Here is a 17,568-nt window from a genome sequence, read left to right as displayed (position 1 = left end):
GCCCATCAGATAGGTATTATCTAATGGGCTGTTTTTTATCTTTGCAGGGTGCAGAGGCTCAAAGTGTTTGCGATGATTCCTTACTACGCCGTAGTGCGCGTCGGGCCCACCAGAGCCGACCACCTGTCAATAGACCAGCCACCAGACAGATCGAAGCCGAGGTAACGAACACAACATGCATCCCGGACAGGAACAAATCAGGCCGATCCGGGATTAGGCCGATGACCCGGTAGCCCGCCCGGTTGCTCATGACATTGAACAACGTGGTGGTGGCGACCGTAATACCCACGACCATGCCGATGTTGCGTACGAGGGAGTTAATGCTGCCAGCAATGCCGAGTTGCGTTCGCGGCACCTTGGACATGACCAGTGAATTGTTTGGAGACTGGAAGAGGCCGCTGCCGAGACCCAGCATACCAATCCATACGCCTACCAAGGCAATCGGGCTGCGGTCATGCAACTGGGCTAATCCAATTTGAGCGATGACCATGACGATCAGGCCGGCGAAGGTAAGGAATTCGGAACCGATCTTATCGGATAAAGCCCCACTTAACGGAGCTACAATCACCATGACAATCGGGAACAACATCATCAGGAACCCGGCTTCGGAAGGGGATAGATTCAAAATATTTTGTGTATAGAAAGGGGCGATGATATTAAAACAAAAGTTCGCCACAAACACCAGGAACCCGCACAGGATGCTGAGACTGAACATAGGGTTCCGGAAGAGGCTCAACTGCAACATAGGCTGGCGATGGCGTCCTTCTACGAATAAGAACAGGATGAACACCATAACGGCCAGTACAAGTGAGCCGATAATACGAATATCTTGGTAGCCTATCTGTTGACCCAGTAGCAGCCCGGAGAATAAAGCGAGAATAAATAGCGGAAACAGGATACTACCTGCTTTATCGATATGCACCTGCAAGCGTGTCCGGTCTTCCGGCAGCAAACTCCACCCGATCACAATAGCCATTAGACCGACAGGGATATTCACCCAGAAGATATATTCCCAGCCCAAGCTGGCTACAATGACTCCACCCAGACTTGGCCCCGCAATACTGCCGAGAGATACAAAGGTCCCAATCAGCCCCAAAGCCTTGCCACGTTCCGTGGACGGGAAGATATCGGTAATGATACCCTGGCTATTCGCCATCGTCATGGAGGCACCCAGGGCCTGAATTAATCGTGACCCAACCAGCATCGGTAAAGAGTCGCTGAACCCGCAGAGCAGGGAGCCTAGCGTGAAGATAACCATACCCCATTTGAATACCTTGATCTTCCCAACGATATCGCCCAGCTTGCCAAAGAAGAGAATCGCTGCGCAAATCATCATTAGATAGGCGGTGACAATCCATTCAGCTTGAGCCACTGATAACTTCATCTGCTCTGAAATAACAGGCAACGCAATATTTACGATGCTGCCATCAAGTGTAGCCATAAATGTAAACAGGTTCAACACAATCAGGATCATCCAACGTTTACGCTGTATCTCCGGATCGTCCTGATAGGTAGAAGACATACTGCGGTTTGCGGTCATATACAAATAGCACCTCGTTCTGTTATGTGTGCGTGTCATGCGCATAAGCTAGCGCAGGGCCGAGCAAATTACCTATTTATTGTATACCTAGTTCCTTCCATGTTACAATGAAGGGCATTTTTTCGTTTAGGACATATGTCCTTTGCAAACGTGAAAAGATATCTTTTAATAAGAAATTGACAGAGAGCTACGGAAAGTTGTAAGGATGAAGGAGAGAGAAAATGAAAGGTTTGTTATTTGCTTTGCTGGCCGGGGCTTTTATTACGCTACAAGGAGTTGCCAATACGCGAATTAGCGCGGATATCGGAACATGGCCAGCCGCTGCCCTAACCCAGTTTATCGGCTTTGTGGCCGCCTTCATGATTTGGATATTAGTCCGGGATGGTGGCAAACGGGAACTGGGGAAGGTGCATCCGCTTTATTTAAGTGGGGGAGCGCTGGCTGCGGTTATCATTTTTACCAACGTTACCGCGATTCAGCAGGTGGGCGTAACTATGACTATTTCCATTCTATTGATCGCCCAGCTATGCATCACCTTCCTTATCGACAGCATGGGGTGGTTTGGCGTAAGGAAGCAGCAGATGCGCTGGCCGCAATTTATGGGGATTGCACTCATGATTGCCGGGGTTATCATTTTAAAATTTTAGGAGCCGGGTAAGGAGAACGGGGGACTAAGATGAGAGAGATTGCCGATCGTGGGCTGCTGGAAGCCTACATGGATAAATACGAATTGCACCAGGTGTTCACTCCTGAGTTAACACCGTATTTAAGCTTGATTAGCTTCGATGAAGGCGAACTGATCTGTGCCCAGGGCGAGCCTTCCCATACGATGTATGTGCTGGTTAAAGGCAAGATCAAGATCTACAACACCTCGCCGGAAGGCCGTACCTTGGTCATTTCATTCAAAAATCCACTTGAAGTAATTGGCGATATAGAGTATATCCGCACTGGAGATATCATTAACACGGTTGAGGCAGTGTCAGCCGTTCAGGCTATTGCCGTGGAGTATCGCTGGGTGCAAAAAATATGCGGTAATCATTCGCCACTGCTGAATTTTCTGCTGGATATCATCACAAAGAAATTTTATATGAAGTCCAGCTCGATGAGCTTTAACCTGCTTTACCCGGTGGAGGTCAGACTAGCCAGCTATCTGCTATCTGTGTCCTTCGATGAGACAGATATTCTGTTCCGGGGGGAGCTAAGCACCAGCGACTTGGTGGATGCAGCCAATCTGATTGGAACCAGCTACCGACATGTGAACCGGGTACTACAGAAGTTCACTGCCCATGGGCTGGTGGAACGGGAACGTGGCGGTATCCGTGTGAAGGATCAGGCGGGGCTACGTCGCCTGGCCGAACGCAATATTTATGAATAGTAGGAGTTGGAGATGTGATTGCGGGATTGATGTTGGCATTAACGGCCGGGACCTTGGTCGGGATGCAAAATGTATTTAATGCGAGAGTTAATCAACAAACAGGGAATTGGACGACCACAACGCTGGTGCTGGGCTTAGGCTTTGCGGCATCCTTTTTACTGGGATTATGCTTTGAAGGCATGGGGATGTTCCGTTTTTGGCCAAATATGCAAACGTGGTTTTGGTTCAGTGGATTGATTGGAGTGGGTGTGGTTATCAGCCTGGTACAGGGCATCAAATTATTGGGCCCCACGTATGCTATTGCTATCATGATGACCTCAGAGTTGGGTTTTGCCGTCTTGTTTGATTCCATGGGCTGGCTTGGTCTGGAGAAGGTGCCATTCACGTTGAATCAGTTGCTTGGTGTGCTGGTCATCGTGGGGGGGATATTCGTGTTTAAGCTGGGAGAGAGACAGCCTGCTAAAGCTGTGGCTTGATGGTTATGCATTGATTAATCCGCATTATATTAGAACAGACCCCTGAACTCTTCAGGGGTCTGTTCTAAAGTTGATGGAATTTACAAGTTTTCAGCCGAGATACATTTCCATCATTTCACTTATGTACGACCAATCACCGATGAAGCTTGTAGGTATTGGCCTTACTGACTTCACGGATGAGATTGACTTCCGGGTCCGTCAAATCCGGGAGATCGGCTGCGGCGAGGTTCTGTTGAAGCTGCTCTCGCGTGCTGGCGCCTGGAATCACAGTGGCTACTGCGGGATGGGCTAACGAGTAGCGAATAGCCAATTGGGTCAGTGAGCGTTCTGGTGTTACGAGAGATTCCTCCAGCGTGCGGCGAAGCTCAAGCAATTCGGTTAATTCGTAGTCCGGTACTCCCTTGACTGGCTGTCTATGGGCAGCCAGTGCGCCACTGGACAGAGGACCACGGGCGATGACGCTGATGCCTTGCTCTTGAAGAAGCGGTAGCACGGCTTCCTCTGCGCGCCGATCTACGATGCTATAAGCATTCATCACGCTCACGATAGAAGAGCGACCTGCATATTCCCGAATAACGTTAGGACGAATAGAGGAGATGCCGTATTGACGAATGTAGCCTTCCTGTTGAAGTTGCTCAAAGGCTTCAATCGTATCGTCTATGGGATCATCGAGAGTTCCTCCGTGAAGCTGGTACAAATCAATATAGTCCGTACCCAGACGTAGCAGGCTATCCTTGACCGCAGCAAGAATGTAGCTCTTGGAAGCATCCCAAGTCCAGCCTTCTTGCCCCGGAATGCGCTTATTCCCCACTTTGGTTGCGAGAATAACCTGGTCGCGGCGACCGCGAATAGCTTTGCCTACGATTTCCTCATTACGGCCGCTGTCATACAGATCGGCGGTATCCAGCAGATTAACTCCACGATCAAGTGCCTCATGAATGATAGCAATGGCTTTGTTCTCTTCTACGCCTAGCGACATACAGCCAAGACCAATCTCACTCACCAGCAGGTCAGAAGAGCCTAAGCGATTTAGCTTCATAGTTAGTGAACTCCTTCCTAGTGTATATTACGTTTCTTGAAGCTACCGCCACGAACCTCGGATACGTCGGACACAACAACAAATGCACCGTGGTCAAATTCTTTGATAATGGACAGCAGCTTGGTTTCCTCCATCCGGTTAATGACGCATGTGATTACATCGGTAGCTTCTCCCGTATATCCGCCATGCCCGTGCATGAAGGTGACACTACGTCCCAAGCGCGATTGAATGGCCGCTCCGATATCTTCCGTCTTGCTGCTAACAACCTGAACAGATTTGGATTTTTCTAAACCGGTTTGAATAATATCAATGACATTTTTGGCGATAAAATAGGTGAGTGCAGAATAAAGAGCGTTCTCCAGGCCATAAATAAATCCAGCGCCAATGAAGATGAAGGCGTTAATGAACAGGATAATGTCGCCGACCGAGAAGGGCATATTACGCGATAACAATACGGCAAGCACCTCGGAGCCATCGAGCGCTCCGCCACTACGCAACACAATTCCGATGCCAATTCCCAGTAGCATGCCGCCTGCCAGAACAACGAGCAACGGATCTTTGGGACCTAAAATGGTGTCAACATGATGGAATAGGATGGTGAATGCAGACAAGGCAGCGATGCCGATGCTGCTCATAATAGCGAAGGTTTTACCAATTTGCTTGTAGCCCAGGAAGACGAACGGAATGTTGAGAACGAAGAGGAAAAAACCTAGGGGAATACCGAACAAGTCCATACCCATGATACTTACGCCGGTTACGCCGCCGTCGATGACGTTGTTGGGAATCAGGACCGCTTCCAGTCCGTACGCCGCAATCATGGCTCCGATCACAATCATAATAATTCTGCCGATGGTAACGAATAATTTGTTTTCTTTCATAACTTTGGCTCCTTGCTGTTAGATTGGCTCGTTCCTTTATTTTACTCTATTTCATGGAATGAATAAAGTTTGGTGGAGAGATGAAAGAAGCAGCGCTTCGCGTAACCCGCCTGGTAGCGGATTAACAAAGCGCTGCTATTCTTTCAGTGAAACGGCCAAAATAATAGTCACATATACAAGGAGGCCAGTAGAATTCCTAGACTTTGTTCATAAATCTCATCAAATTGCGAGAGTGGTAGAGGGTTAACGCCGTATCCAAGCTCTACGGTAAATCCCGGACGCCGCCAATCCTGAATGAACCAGTCCTTGTAGCCGGCATAGCTCTCGATATTACGTATCGGCTCATAACAGCTAACTCGGGCAAATTCGTTAACGATCGTCTCGGCATAGGGGGGTTCTAGCTGTTCAAAACCCCAATAAATAACCTGGCCCTGGGTATGAAAAGCCAGTACCTGGGCGAAGTTGCTCTGTCTGGTCAACTCAGCCATGGCGATGGACTCGGGCTGGGTTAACGGAGCGGTACCCGGGTAATCTCTGGGTCCGGGGCGATCAGGGTTACGAGCCACCTCACGTTCCCAGAGCGCAGGGAATTGGTCATTCAAATCAACGCCGTTAATATTCGCTTTCCACCCTTGAAAATCGGTATTTCCATCATTGTAGGATAATACGTTGCTCCTGTAAGGCTCTTGCTCGGGTAGCCCCTGAATGACCAGATCAACTCCATCGGGATTAACCATGGGCACCATGGATAAGGTGACTCCCTCATAGTAAGGCCACATTTGCAGCCCACGGATGTCCGTATTGTTCGTGATTGCCAGCAGGTACTGATTCAAGAATTTGATCAGGATGGAGGTGGTAATCCATTCATTGGCATGGAAGGACCCATTGACATGTACCTGCTTGGCGCCCTTGCCAATCCTTAGCTCCGGAATCGGCTTGCCCATCACCGTATTGCCAATGGTGCGAGGAGCTATAAACGGGTATATATCCATCAAACGGTTTAAATCGGCTCTCAATGCTTGATAGTCATAGGGCTTGCGCACATCGACCACAAACCAGGTTACTCGTAGTGGCAGCAGCAATCGCTCTCCCACAACCAGCCGATTCGGATTGACAGAGGGGTTTAACAGCAATAAGACATCGAGTGGGAACCCGCGATCTCTGGCCAATCTCCAGATGGAATCCCCAGCCTTGATCTGATATTCGCTAACCAGAAATCCGGGGATTTGTAGCTCCTGGCCTACGCTCAAGCTGGTTCCGTCGATGCCTGGATTAGAATCCAGAATCAAGGGGAGCGGTAATTGGAATAACTGGCTATAATACCACAGCGTATCACCCGGCCGAACTTGAATCTGCATGAATTATCCCTCCTGCACGATGAATTCCTTAGTTATAGCCTATGTGAAGGGGAAGGGGCACCATGCCTGCATTTTGTCCGGCAGAGCCATCATCCAGCCTGCTAATTGACTATTATCTCTTCGTATCGGAATCCTCTCGGCCAAGGAATCGGTACACCCGGCTCTTATACGCTTCAAGCTCCTTGCAGCAATCGTTCATACGGCCCGCGATGGTCTTCCCGTTGCCGAAGAAGAATCGTTCAAATTGACTTTGTCTTCCCCCGAAAGGACCGGCTCCAAGCTCCCAAGCGAGTCTGAATAAGGCGATTCGGTCCTTCGCCGAACTGGACAGTCCCGGCAAGTAGGCCTCCAGTTCGCGCTGATTAGGGGAAGTTAAATCGGCTTCTACGGGGTTCATAATCAATTGACTGGCGCTTAGCGACTGCAGCATTTGGATGATCTGCGCATGCAGCTTCGGATATTGCAATCCCGCAGCAGTTAAGGGAGCCAGCGCCGGGACAAAATAGCCTTGAGCATCAGGCGCTGCGTTTACCTCGGAGGATAACCTTAACGCCCTGACATTCTCCAGTCCGGCTAGAATGCTTGCAAGCTGCTCTCGAATGGCTGGTTCTTCCTCACAATTTTGCTCCTCTGCCAGCCCCAGCAGGAGACCGAGCAGGAATTCGGTCTTGGCGATATACCGGGAACAAATCTGATGTCCGGCATAGGCGTGGAAGTGCCCCCCATGAAACAGCCGATCGTATATTCGTTCATCTCCATAATAGAAAACACGTTCACGCGGAATCTGTACCCGGTCAAAGATGACCATGGTGTCCATTTCCTCGTAGCGGCTGCTTAAGGGGTAGTCAAACGTAGACTCACTAGCATAGCTCTCCCGGCAGATAAAGGTGATTCCCTCCAAATCGTTGGGAATAGCAAAGGCAAAGGCGCTAGGGTTCGTTTTATGCTCTGAAAGAGTAAAAGATGGGGTGGGAAATACCAGGATTTCCTCGCAGGTTGGCCCTTGAGTAGCCATCATAAAGGCTCCGCTGACCACCAGACCCTTTGGTCCTGATTCCACCACTTTAGCGACAAGGGAAGCTTCATGATCTGCTGGTCCCGACCATTTGGAAGCCATTGGCTGCACAAAGGCATGGGAGAGAGTAATATCCTGATCGCGACAGTAAGCGTAATAGGTTCGCAAGTTCTGGGCATATTCCGGCATTTCGTCCTCTAATAGCGAGGCCGCGGTATAAAAGGCCATCAGGGTTGTGTTCATATAATCGGGTGAACGTCCCAGGAAACCATGATGATGTGCGGCCCAAATCTCATTCAGCTTGCGTCTGCGTACCAGATCCTCATAAGAATGGGGAGGGAGGAAGGATAAGCCTACCGGCTCTCCGGTAGCTGGTGACGCGTAGGTCATAAGCTCAATGTAGTGGTCCTGGCCCTGTAAATCATACATTTCAGCTTGCGTCTGGATCAGTCCACGGAAGGCCGGATGGCGGGATAAGGGGGAGATTACTTGCTCACCGTTATACCAGAGGTTGATGTGTTGCCGGTCAATGCGTTCAATATATTGCTCACCATTCTTGATAGACATAAATGTTCGTGCCCCTTTACGCTGAAATCCTGCTACTTCATATATAGCAAGGAACGGCGGAGTGGTGAAAAACAACCTCTGCAACTAAAAAAATATTATAAATTTAAAATAAGTGTTGAAATCGTTTCCCGCTTCTATTACAATCCTAAATGATAATGAGTTTCAATATCAATTGGTAGAAGCGGGGGAAGATGGTCATTATGTTGAAGTTGAGAAAAGGGTTGTTCAGTTCGATAGCACTACTTTTAATCATTGCTGTGGTATCCGGTTGTGCATCGGGAGGAGCCGCAGAAGGTACAACGAACAATAAGGGGACCAATACGGCTGAGAACACAGAACAGACCGCCAGCAACAATACACAATCCAGTGCAGCCGAAGATACCCGTGTGGTCAAGCATGCCATGGGCGAAACCGAAATTACCGGCACACCCAAGAAGGTCGTAACCTTGTTCCAAGGAGCTACGGATGTAGTCGTCTCGCTGGGCGTAACGCCAACGGCGATTGTGGAGTCATGGGTGCAGCAGCCGGTTTATGAATACCTGCGTGCCGATCTGGAAGGCGTACCCGTTATCGGGCAAGAAACACAACCGAATCTGGAGGAGATTCATAAGCTGCAGCCGGATTTGATTCTCGCCACAAAGATTCGTCATGAAGAGATTTATGAGCAATTATCGCAAATTGCCCCTACCGTCGTAACCGAGACCCTTTTCGATTGGAAGGAGACGTTGGCTACGACCGGGGAAGCTATGAACATGCAGGATGAATCAGATCAATTGCTGGCTGATTGGGAAGCGCGTGTAGCCGACTTCAAAGAGAAAATGGGTGATCGTCTGCCTATCGAAGCTACGATTACTAACTTCCGGGCAGATCAGGTGCGGATTTTCTATATGGGTTACGCCGGTAAAATTCTCAAGGAGCTTGGCTTCACCAGACCGGAAGGTCATGATGATGATGCTACTTGGGGAGTCATTTTGGCCTCCAAGGAAAGTATCCCTGACATGAACGCCGACTTGATTTTCAACTTTAATTCCGGCACAGATACCGAGGCCATCCAGAAGAACTATGAGGATTGGACCAAGAGCAAGCTGTGGACCAATCTGGATGCAGTGAAGAATGGTCAGCTCGTCCAGGTAGATGAGGTGGCATGGAATAGTGCCGGGGGTTACAAGACAGCCCACATGGTGCTTGACGAACTGTATGAATACTTCAAGCTGAATTAATCGCAGCAGGGAGGCTTGCCTTTAACAGGGCAGGTCTCTGTGCATTTCAATATACGAAAGAGTGAGACTATGCTTCCGCTGTTACGAGACAAATCGAAGATATGGGGACTTGTAGCCCTGTTTGTTCTGCTGACTGCAGCCTCTGCTGCCAGCCTGGTGCTTGGCCGTACGGAGATTACGTTCTCCACTGCCGTGGAAGCATTCAGGGATTATAACGAGGATTCTATTGAACATATCGTGCTACATACCGAAAGGCTGCCCCGAACGGTTATTGCCGGGGTGGTAGGGGCAGCGCTGGCGGTTGCCGGAGCGCTTATGCAGGCACTCACCCGGAATCCGCTAGCTTCACCAAGCGTGTTTGGAATTAATGCCGGAGCCATTTTTTTTATTGTGTTCGCCATTGTGGTGTTATCTGTATCTTCCTTAAATACGATGATGTGGTTTGGCTTCGCCGGAGCGGCCTTAGCGGCGCTGATCGTCTATGCGCTAGGCTCACTTGGAAGGGATGGCATCACTCCCATCAAGATTGTATTAGCGGGAACGGCAATTACGGCTTTGTTCACGTCATTTACGCAAGCGATGCTCGTTCTGAACTCAACCGGCTTGCAGGATGTATTGTTCTGGCTTGCGGGTTCCGTCAGTGGACGGACGCTGGAGATGTTGTACCCAATGTTACCGTACATGATTGTCGCGGCATTGGTAGCGCTCTTCATGGGCCGGGCAATTAATCTACTCTTGACAGGTGAGGACATTGCCAAGGGAATGGGACAGAATGTCCTGCTGGTCAAATTGCTCATGGGAGGGGTTGTGGTGTTCCTCGCTGGAGGCTCGGTGGCCGTTGCTGGGTCTGTTGGCCTTGTTGGCCTTGTTGTTCCTCATGTTATGCGGGCTCTGGTTGGCAATGATTACCGTTGGCTCATTCCTTATTCACTGTTCGGGGGAGCCGTGCTGCTGCTCTGCTCCGATGTGATTGCGCGCCTGGTTATTCTGCCGAATGAACTGCCTATTGGCGTGGTTACCGCCCTGATTGGCGGGCCGTTCTTCGTTTATATCGCGCGCAAGGGAGGGACCAAGGTATGAGGAAAACCTATGTTCTCCGCAGCAAGGGCGAAAGATTTTCTTTCCTGATCGAGCGGCGGGCCGTGCTGGTTATCACCGCACTTATGCTGCTAGTGCTAATCTGCGCCGTAGTAGGGACTAGTATAGGCAGTGACTTTATCTCACCGCTTCAAGTGCTGTGGACTATTCTGGGACTTAACGAGGGTCAACATGACTTTGTGGTGCTGACATTGAGACTGCCACGGGTGTTATTGTCCATATTGGTGGGCGCGGCACTCGGCATGTCCGGAGCGATTCTCCAGGGAATTGCTCGCAATCCCTTGGCTTCGCCGGATGTCATCGGGATTACGGGCGGCGCGGCGGTTGCGGCCGTTGGCTTCGTGACTATTTTCGGAGGAGCCCTTAGTATCAAGTTCTTGCCGATCTTTGCAGTCATCGGTGCCTTGGTTACTTCGCTAATTATTTATGCGTTAGCCTGGAAATCCGGGGTAACCCCTATTAGGTTGGTGCTCATCGGCATCGGGATATCTTCGATTACCGGGGCAGGAACGACGTTTATGTTGATCCTGAGTCCGTTTTATAGTGCGGGGCAAGCTTATATCTGGCTGACAGGAAGTGTCTACGGGGCAGCCTGGCGTGAGGTTTACACCATTCTGCCCGTCATATTACTCATCATACCGCTATCGCTCTGGTTTGCACGAAGCCTTAACGCTCAGGCCTTCGGTGATGATTTGGCGGCAGGACTAGGCGTAGCGGTACAGCGTGAAAGGATGGGCCTCTTATTATGCAGCGTGCTGCTGGCCGGCTTTGCCGTATCTGTCGCAGGGACAGTCGGCTTCGTAGGACTCATTGCTCCCCACATTGCCAGAAGGTTGGTAGGCAACCTGTTCGGAAGCCTGCTACTGGCATCAGCACCTATTGGGGCATTGCTGGTGTGTGGAGCTGATTTAATTGGACGAACAGCCTTCTTGCCACTCGATGTGCCTGCGGGAGTATTTACTGCCGGAATCGGTGCGCCATTCTTCTTATATTTATTGTTCAGGAACAGAAATCAATTCTGATTGGGGGAGAGCAGCTTGAGCATTTTGGAAGCAAAAAATCTAACGATTGCCTATGGCCCGGAGCCGGTCATCGAGGACTTGAATTTAACGATACCACAAGGGCAAATTACCGTTCTGATCGGTAGCAATGGCTGCGGCAAATCAACTTTATTGCGTACCATGGCCCGCTTGCAAGCGCCCCGCTCCGGCACGGTCCTGCTGAGTGGGGAGGAGATTGCCAAATTGCCAACCAAAGAAATTGCCAAGCGGATGTCGATTTTGCCGCAAGGTCCATCTGCTCCGGAAGGACTGACGGTCAATCAATTGGTCAGGCAGGGGAGATATGCTCATCAAAGCTGGCTCAAGCAATGGTCGCGTGAAGATGAACGGATGGTGCGGCAGGCGCTTGCGTCCACACGCTTGACGGAACTAGCCGATCGTCCTGTAGATGCGTTATCCGGAGGACAGCGGCAACGGGCATGGATTGCCATGACGCTTGCCCAGGGGGCGGGCACCTTATTACTGGACGAACCGACGACCTATCTGGACATGAGCCATCAGATTGAAGTGCTGGACCTGCTGTTTGAATTGAACGAGAAGGAACAGCGTACCATTGTGATGGTGCTACATGATTTGAATTTGGCCTGTCGCTACGCGCATCATGTTGTAGCTGTAAATGAGAAATCGATATATGCTCAAGGACAACCTGAGGATATTGTTACGCGCGAGCTCGTTTCGCACGTATTTGGTATGGAATGTGAGATTACGATGGATCCATTGTTTGGCACACCGTTATGTATTCCACATGGAAGGGGCAGGAGCATTCATGGAAAACCACGCTATGATCAACTCGTTGCAGCCGGAGCAATATCAAGTTCTGGCTGATAACTATCGCTTAACCCGAGAGGTGACGGAGGACCGGACTTATTGTCTGCCGTTCACTGACTTGCTGGACCCGGACAAGAGCCAAGCGTACCTTGAGAAGGTAAGTAAGATCTATGAGACGGATTCATCGGTAGCTACAGTCTCCATGTTCGCCAAACGTTACGCCTACTTAGTCATCGCCGCTAATTTGTATGCCATATCCTATTTCAACAAGGCCTATAACCTGGAACTGGAAAATGGAGACATGGAATCCGAGTATCACGGCGGAGCCTGGCTGCCCAAGGCGCGGCTAAAGAATTGGACCCTAACGGAGCCTGTTCCCGGAAGGCGCGCCGAGTGGCGGGACGAAGTGCTGGAACGCATATTTGCGGGGAACCTGTCCCGGGTGTGGGCTGCTCTGGCCAAGCATGCCAAGGTACCGAAATCGATCTTGTGGGAGAACACAGCGATTTATGTTTATTGGCTTTACGAGAAAAACTTCGGGGAGGGCGCCAATCCGAAGCAGCAGCAACAATTGGAGGAAGACTACCACTATCTGCTGCACGGCGCACCTGCGCATCTATTTGGAGAGAAGCGGAATCCCCTGATGCAATTCAACAGTCCCAAGATAGCGAGAAGTGGATACGAGCAGCCGCTAAGAGTACGAAAAACCTGCTGTTTTTACTATATAACCTCAGATAAACAGGATGATTATTGCTCGACCTGTCCGAAACGAACCTCTTGATCAACGGCCTTCCAAGTAGGTCACCCAAATCAGCTCCATGCAGATAAGCGCTCAAGAAGTATCATCACGCTTACCTGCATGGAGCTATCTTCTTTAGAAAAGAATTTATTCCCTTTAGAGTTTATTATTGACAATTAATGAATCCTTAATTTAAGATATTACCAATGATATTGATAATCATTATCATAATAAGTCGAATGAGCCCGGCTTGGATATATATCGGTGCTCTAGGGAGGGGTTATGTGGTGTATCCGGCAAAAAGCCGCAATACGCTAAACCAACTGATCATAGGCAAAGCCGAAGAAATGGGAATTCGCTCCCGGCTGCTTCTGGAGGGCTGTGAGGATTTTCTGGAGCTAACGTACCGAGGGAAGAGTCTCATCATTAATAAAACCCGCTCCCATAGGTTGCCTCTGATTGCCGGACTATTGGCAAAGAACAAGCAGGTTACCAATCGATTGCTTGAGCAACAGGGGCTTCCGGTGCCTTCCTTTCTGGTTATAACCGAGGCATCTGCGGAGGCGCAGCAGTTTCTAGCAGAGCAGGGCTCTGTCGTAGTCAAGCCGCTGGATGCCAGTGGCGGGGCCGGGGTTACGCTGGATGTACGTACGGAAGCGCAGCTTGAGAACGCGATCCAGCAGGCTGGTGGCGAACATGGCGGGCAAGTCATGCTGCAAAGGTTCGTTCCGGGTCTCGATTTTCGTGTATTAGTCATCAATGGCCAGGTTGCCGCGGTGACGGAATATTGTCCCGCTTATGTAATCGGTGATGGTTCGTCCTCACTGAGGGAATTGATTGAGCGTCTGAATGCAACACGCTTGCGTCGTAGCGGATCTGTCCAGATCGAAGCTTTTTCACAAATCCCTCTGGATTCCGCAAGCTTGCTGGCCGCATTACAATTTCAGAACAAGACGCTGGATGAGATTATTTGTGCGGGAGACAAGGTGAATGTACAGGATACACACTATGCATCAGCCGTGGATATCCGCGAAGTATATGCCGATCGGACAAGCACCATCTGTCCTGAAAATATGGCGATTGCCATTCAGGCAGCCAACACATTGAATATTGATGTCGCCGGAATCGATATGCGCTGCCGGGATATTGGTAAGCCGATCACGCTGGCTTCTGGAGGAATATTGGAGGTGAACGCCTTGCCCGACATGACACACCATGCCATTCCTTATGAAGGCGCTTCACAGGATGTGTTCCGCTTGTATCTGGAGTATCTGTTTGAAGAGGTGCCTTTAGCCAAGTCCTAGACCATAAAAAGGAGCGTAAGCCCGATATGTCAGCAAAGGTCCGAAATATCCAGAATGAACTCTTAAAGCGTCAGGAAGAGAAGGAATCCAATGCCCGGGCCTATCCCCGGCATTTTCCGTTGGTCATTGCGAAAGCCAAAGGTGTAAAAGTGACGGATACGGAAGGAAAGATGTATTACGACTGCCTGGCCGGAGCGGGTACGCTGGCCCTGGGACATAATCACGAGGTAGCCCTTGAGTCCATTCGCAGTGTGATTGAGCAGGAAATTCCGCTGCATACGCTGGACCTTGCGACCCCACTGAAGCTGGCGTTTATGGAAGAGATCTTTGCTGTTCTCCCCGAGGGCTTCAGAGATCATAGTAAAATCCAGTTCTGCGGGCCAACCGGAGCTGATGCGGTAGAAGCAGCTATTAAACTGGTTAAGCATGCGACTCACGGCAAATCCATCCTGGCCTTTCAGGGAGCCTATCATGGTTCCACACAGGCCACCATGGCGATGAGCGGCAATCTGGACAAAAAGCAGGAGCTGCAAAGCTTGCTGCCTGACGTGCATTTTCTCCCGTTTCCCTACCAGTACCGTTGTCCATTCGGGATGGGCGGCGAAATGACGGCCAAGTTGAGCGCAAACTACATCGAAAATATACTGGATGACCCGGAAAGTGGCATTTCTGCTCCCTGCGCTGTAATTGTGGAAACGGTCCAAGGCGAGGGCGGTGCGATTCCTGCCGATTTGGAGTGGCTGCGAGCGCTGCGGCGTATTACCGCCGAGCGGAATTTGCCGCTGATCATTGATGAGGTGCAGACGGGGATCGGCCGGACGGGAAGAATGTTCTCCTTCGAGCATGCCGGAATTGTGCCTGATGTCATCATATGCTCCAAAGCCATTGGGGGCGGACTGCCCATGTCCTTGATCATTTATAAGGAGGAGCTGGATGTTTGGCGTCCGGGTGCCCATACGGGAACCTTTCGCGGGAACCAGCTTGCCATGGCTACAGGGCTGGCTACCCTGCGCTATATACGGGATCATAACGTCCTGCTGAATGTGCAGGAGCGGAGCCGGCAATTTATGACGAGACTGGGCGCCTTGCAGGGGCGCTATGAAGCTATTGGCGATGTCCGTGGTCGCGGACTGATGATTGGCATAGAGATGGTGGACACCAAGGGAGCACGGGATCAACTCGGACATTATCCACCCGCGGGCAAGTTGGCCGCAGCTATTCAGCACAAATGCTTCCAGAACGGCCTGATTGTAGAGGTTGGCGGGCGCCATTCTTCGGTCATTCGTTTCCTGCCGCCGCTGATTATTACAGAATATGAATCGGAAGCTGTGCTGGATATCTTCGAGAAGTCTTTGGCCGAAGCCTTGGAGGCAGCAATTACGCCAGCCTCATGCTGAAGTTACTCTACTTAGCTGAAAGAAGGTGGCACCTTTGTTAAGGACAGCAAACAGACCTCGACCGGAAAGCCTAAAGCAAGCCGACGCGCATACATGCAAGCTGCTGCTTAACTGTTATATCCGTGAGCTGGCGCAGGAGAAGTATACCCAGATTCGGTTGAAGCCCCAGATAACCGATTATGCGATTGCTTTTCCCACAAGTGGAGTTACGGTGTTTGGCCAGTTAGCCTACTACTCGGCGATGGGGGAACACGAATATGACAGCATGAACTGGTTCAACGTGCAAGGTGAGGGTGGGGGTGTTGAGTATTCAGCATTAGCCGAATGGATCATGACTGAACTGGAGCAGACGCGGTTGTCTGTGGCGGACACACCGATTACTGTAGCCATGCAAACCGCCTTTATAGATAAAATTGCTAACAGTTGCCGCAATCTCGCTCTCTATATAGAACGATCTGCCGAATATGCGGTCTATGATTACTGCTCCTCAGAGCAGGCGCTCGTCTACGGTCATCCGTTCCATCCCTTTCCCAAGCATGTCTCCGGGTTCAAGGGTGAGGATGTGCAGCGATACAGTCCCGAGCTGCGGACCTCGTTCCAGCTTGCTTACTTTGCCGTAAGTAAGGAGATCTATCGGGAAGAGTGGGTGGCAGAGGAGCTTAAGATTGAGCTACCCGAAAGCGTGATCTTCCAACTTCACCGTCAGCTCGGAGAGCACCAACACCACTATACGTTACTACCTGCCCACCCTTGGCAATATGAGCATGTACTTGGATTACCCAAAGTAGACGCCTATGTTCGCTCTCGCAAACTTATTCCTCTTGGCGTCTTTGGACCGGCTGCCTATCCTACTACCTCGGTACGCACGGTCTATATCCCTGAACTGAACTGCAATCTGAAGTTACCCTTGAACCTGCAAATTACCAACATGATTCGTACCAACAGCGATGAGCAAATGCGCAGAACCTTGGATGCTTCCCGTTATTTGCTGCAGCAAGGCGGATTTGGTCCGGATTCTCCAGCTCAAATCGCTTATGAAACGGGGGTAGCTACCTGTGCATTTGCTGACGAAGCGTTAACCCGACTATTTACCGTCGCTTATCGTCCGATTTCCTTTGATGTGTCCTGTACCTATGTCATGGCTAGCTTGGTGGAGGCCCCTCAACCAGAGGCACCATCCCGGCTGATGGGCCTGATTCGCAAGCAGAACATAGCTCCGGAGGTCTGGTTTGAGCGATATCTTGAAGTGTCGGTGTTGCCGCTTGTGCACTTGGCCTGGACGAAGGGCATTCATTTTGAAGCCCATCTGCAAAATACGCTGCTTACGATCCGTAATGGACTGCCGGATTCGTTCATCATCCGCGATCTGGAGGGGGTTAGCGTGGAACAGCGACCGGTACCACCAGTCGAACAGGAGACGGCTCCGACCGGTCCGCTCTTTTATTCCAGAGAGCAGACCTGGGCCAGAACCTCTTATTATTTGTTCGTCAATCATTTAGGCTCGCTGATTCATGCCATGGCACGGGATACTCAGATGCCGGAAGAGCGGTATTGGGAGATGGTGCGCCAAGTGCTGAGACGTGAGCAGGTGAGAAGTGACAACGGCTTTGCCAGACATTTGCTGACGGTAGAGTCCTTCCCGGCCAAGCGGAATATGCTGAGCTGTCTCATGGGCAGCGGGGAGAGTCCATCCTATGCCGAGGTCCCCAATATGTTAAGGGAGGCATGAACAA

Annotated in this window: 15 protein-coding genes and 1 pseudogene; 11 read left to right on the top strand and 5 right to left on the bottom strand. The window is 50.6% G+C overall.

Annotated features, from left to right (window positions below):
• Window positions 1-58: 58 nt before the first annotated feature.
• Window positions 59-1,540 carry an MFS transporter gene (locus tag AC1VOR_RS00820; protein WP_482615154.1) on the bottom strand — a complete coding sequence of 494 codons (1,482 nt, stop codon included), beginning with the start codon at window positions 1,538-1,540 and terminating at the stop codon, window positions 59-61.
• Window positions 1,541-1,761: 221 nt separating this feature from the next.
• Between AC1VOR_RS00820 and AC1VOR_RS00815 the strand changes: the two genes are divergently transcribed.
• Genes AC1VOR_RS00815 through AC1VOR_RS00805 form a run of 3 tightly spaced genes read left to right on the top strand, consistent with a single transcriptional unit; the run spans window position 1,762 to window position 3,391 of the window.
• Window positions 1,762-2,187 (top strand): DMT family transporter, encoded by a 426-nt coding sequence (locus AC1VOR_RS00815; RefSeq protein ID WP_482615153.1) that lies wholly within the window; start codon window positions 1,762-1,764, stop codon window positions 2,185-2,187.
• A gap of 29 nt (window positions 2,188-2,216) precedes the next feature.
• A complete protein-coding gene (locus tag AC1VOR_RS00810) occupies window positions 2,217-2,915 on the top strand; it encodes a Crp/Fnr family transcriptional regulator (RefSeq protein ID WP_482615152.1) in 699 nt (232 codons plus the stop codon).
• A gap of 14 nt (window positions 2,916-2,929) precedes the next feature.
• The gene (locus tag AC1VOR_RS00805; protein WP_482615151.1) at window positions 2,930-3,391 is read left to right on the top strand and encodes a DMT family transporter; all 462 of its coding nucleotides are present in this window, start codon (window positions 2,930-2,932) and stop codon (window positions 3,389-3,391) included.
• A 133-nt stretch (window positions 3,392-3,524) separates the two neighbouring features.
• Here the strand turns inward: AC1VOR_RS00805 and AC1VOR_RS00800 are convergent, their stop codons facing one another.
• The 4 genes from AC1VOR_RS00800 to AC1VOR_RS00785 form a co-directional block, all read right to left on the bottom strand.
• A complete protein-coding gene (locus AC1VOR_RS00800; protein ID WP_482615150.1) occupies window positions 3,525-4,430 on the bottom strand; it encodes an aldo/keto reductase in 906 nt (301 codons plus the stop codon).
• A 17-nt stretch (window positions 4,431-4,447) separates the two neighbouring features.
• On the bottom strand, window positions 4,448-5,308 hold the full coding sequence (locus tag AC1VOR_RS00795; RefSeq protein ID WP_482615149.1) for a YitT family protein: 861 nt from the start codon (window positions 5,306-5,308) through the stop codon (window positions 4,448-4,450).
• A gap of 167 nt (window positions 5,309-5,475) precedes the next feature.
• Window positions 5,476-6,666 carry a M14 family metallopeptidase gene (locus AC1VOR_RS00790; protein WP_482615147.1) on the bottom strand — a complete coding sequence of 397 codons (1,191 nt, stop codon included), beginning with the start codon at window positions 6,664-6,666 and terminating at the stop codon, window positions 5,476-5,478.
• A 112-nt stretch (window positions 6,667-6,778) separates the two neighbouring features.
• Window positions 6,779-8,248 (bottom strand): 4-hydroxyphenylacetate 3-hydroxylase family protein, encoded by a 1,470-nt coding sequence (locus tag AC1VOR_RS00785; RefSeq protein ID WP_482615146.1) that lies wholly within the window; start codon window positions 8,246-8,248, stop codon window positions 6,779-6,781.
• A gap of 200 nt (window positions 8,249-8,448) precedes the next feature.
• On the opposite strand from AC1VOR_RS00785, the gene AC1VOR_RS00780 reads away from it, so the two are divergent.
• The 8 genes and pseudogenes from AC1VOR_RS00780 to AC1VOR_RS00745 all read left to right on the top strand — a co-directional run bounded on the left by AC1VOR_RS00780 (window position 8,449) and on the right by AC1VOR_RS00745 (window position 17,564).
• Complete coding sequence (locus AC1VOR_RS00780; RefSeq protein ID WP_482615145.1) at window positions 8,449-9,468, top strand: ABC transporter substrate-binding protein; 1,020 nt, start codon at window positions 8,449-8,451, stop codon at window positions 9,466-9,468.
• A gap of 69 nt (window positions 9,469-9,537) precedes the next feature.
• Window positions 9,538-10,548, top strand: coding sequence for a FecCD family ABC transporter permease (locus tag AC1VOR_RS00775; protein WP_482615143.1), 1,011 nt, complete (start codon window positions 9,538-9,540; stop codon window positions 10,546-10,548).
• Entirely contained in the window at window positions 10,545-11,588 is a 1,044-nt protein-coding gene (locus AC1VOR_RS00770; protein ID WP_482615141.1) for a FecCD family ABC transporter permease, read from the top strand. The genes AC1VOR_RS00775 and AC1VOR_RS00770 overlap by 4 nt, the downstream gene beginning before the upstream one ends.
• A 15-nt stretch (window positions 11,589-11,603) precedes the next feature.
• Entirely contained in the window at window positions 11,604-12,452 is an 849-nt protein-coding gene (locus AC1VOR_RS00765) for an ABC transporter ATP-binding protein (protein ID WP_482615140.1), read from the top strand.
• Window positions 12,394-13,176 carry an IucA/IucC family C-terminal-domain containing protein gene (locus AC1VOR_RS00760; protein WP_482615138.1) on the top strand — a complete coding sequence of 261 codons (783 nt, stop codon included), beginning with the start codon at window positions 12,394-12,396 and terminating at the stop codon, window positions 13,174-13,176. Before AC1VOR_RS00765 ends, AC1VOR_RS00760 begins: the two co-directional genes overlap by 59 nt.
• Before the next feature lie 245 nt (window positions 13,177-13,421).
• Window positions 13,422-14,438: an ATP-grasp domain-containing protein gene (locus AC1VOR_RS00755; RefSeq protein WP_482615136.1), complete on the top strand. Its 1,017-nt coding sequence runs from the start codon at window positions 13,422-13,424 to the stop codon at window positions 14,436-14,438.
• Window positions 14,439-14,458: 20 nt separating this feature from the next.
• Window positions 14,459-15,835 (top strand): annotated as a pseudogene (locus tag AC1VOR_RS00750) (diaminobutyrate--2-oxoglutarate transaminase); the annotation flags it as partial.
• Window positions 15,836-15,869: 34 nt separating this feature from the next.
• A complete protein-coding gene (locus AC1VOR_RS00745; protein WP_482615134.1) occupies window positions 15,870-17,564 on the top strand; it encodes an IucA/IucC family protein in 1,695 nt (564 codons plus the stop codon).
• Window positions 17,565-17,568 lie beyond the last annotated feature (4 nt).

The organism is Paenibacillus sp. 1SOY10, assembly GCF_056836745.1.
This window is presented reverse-complemented; position numbering and strand designations above follow the sequence as displayed.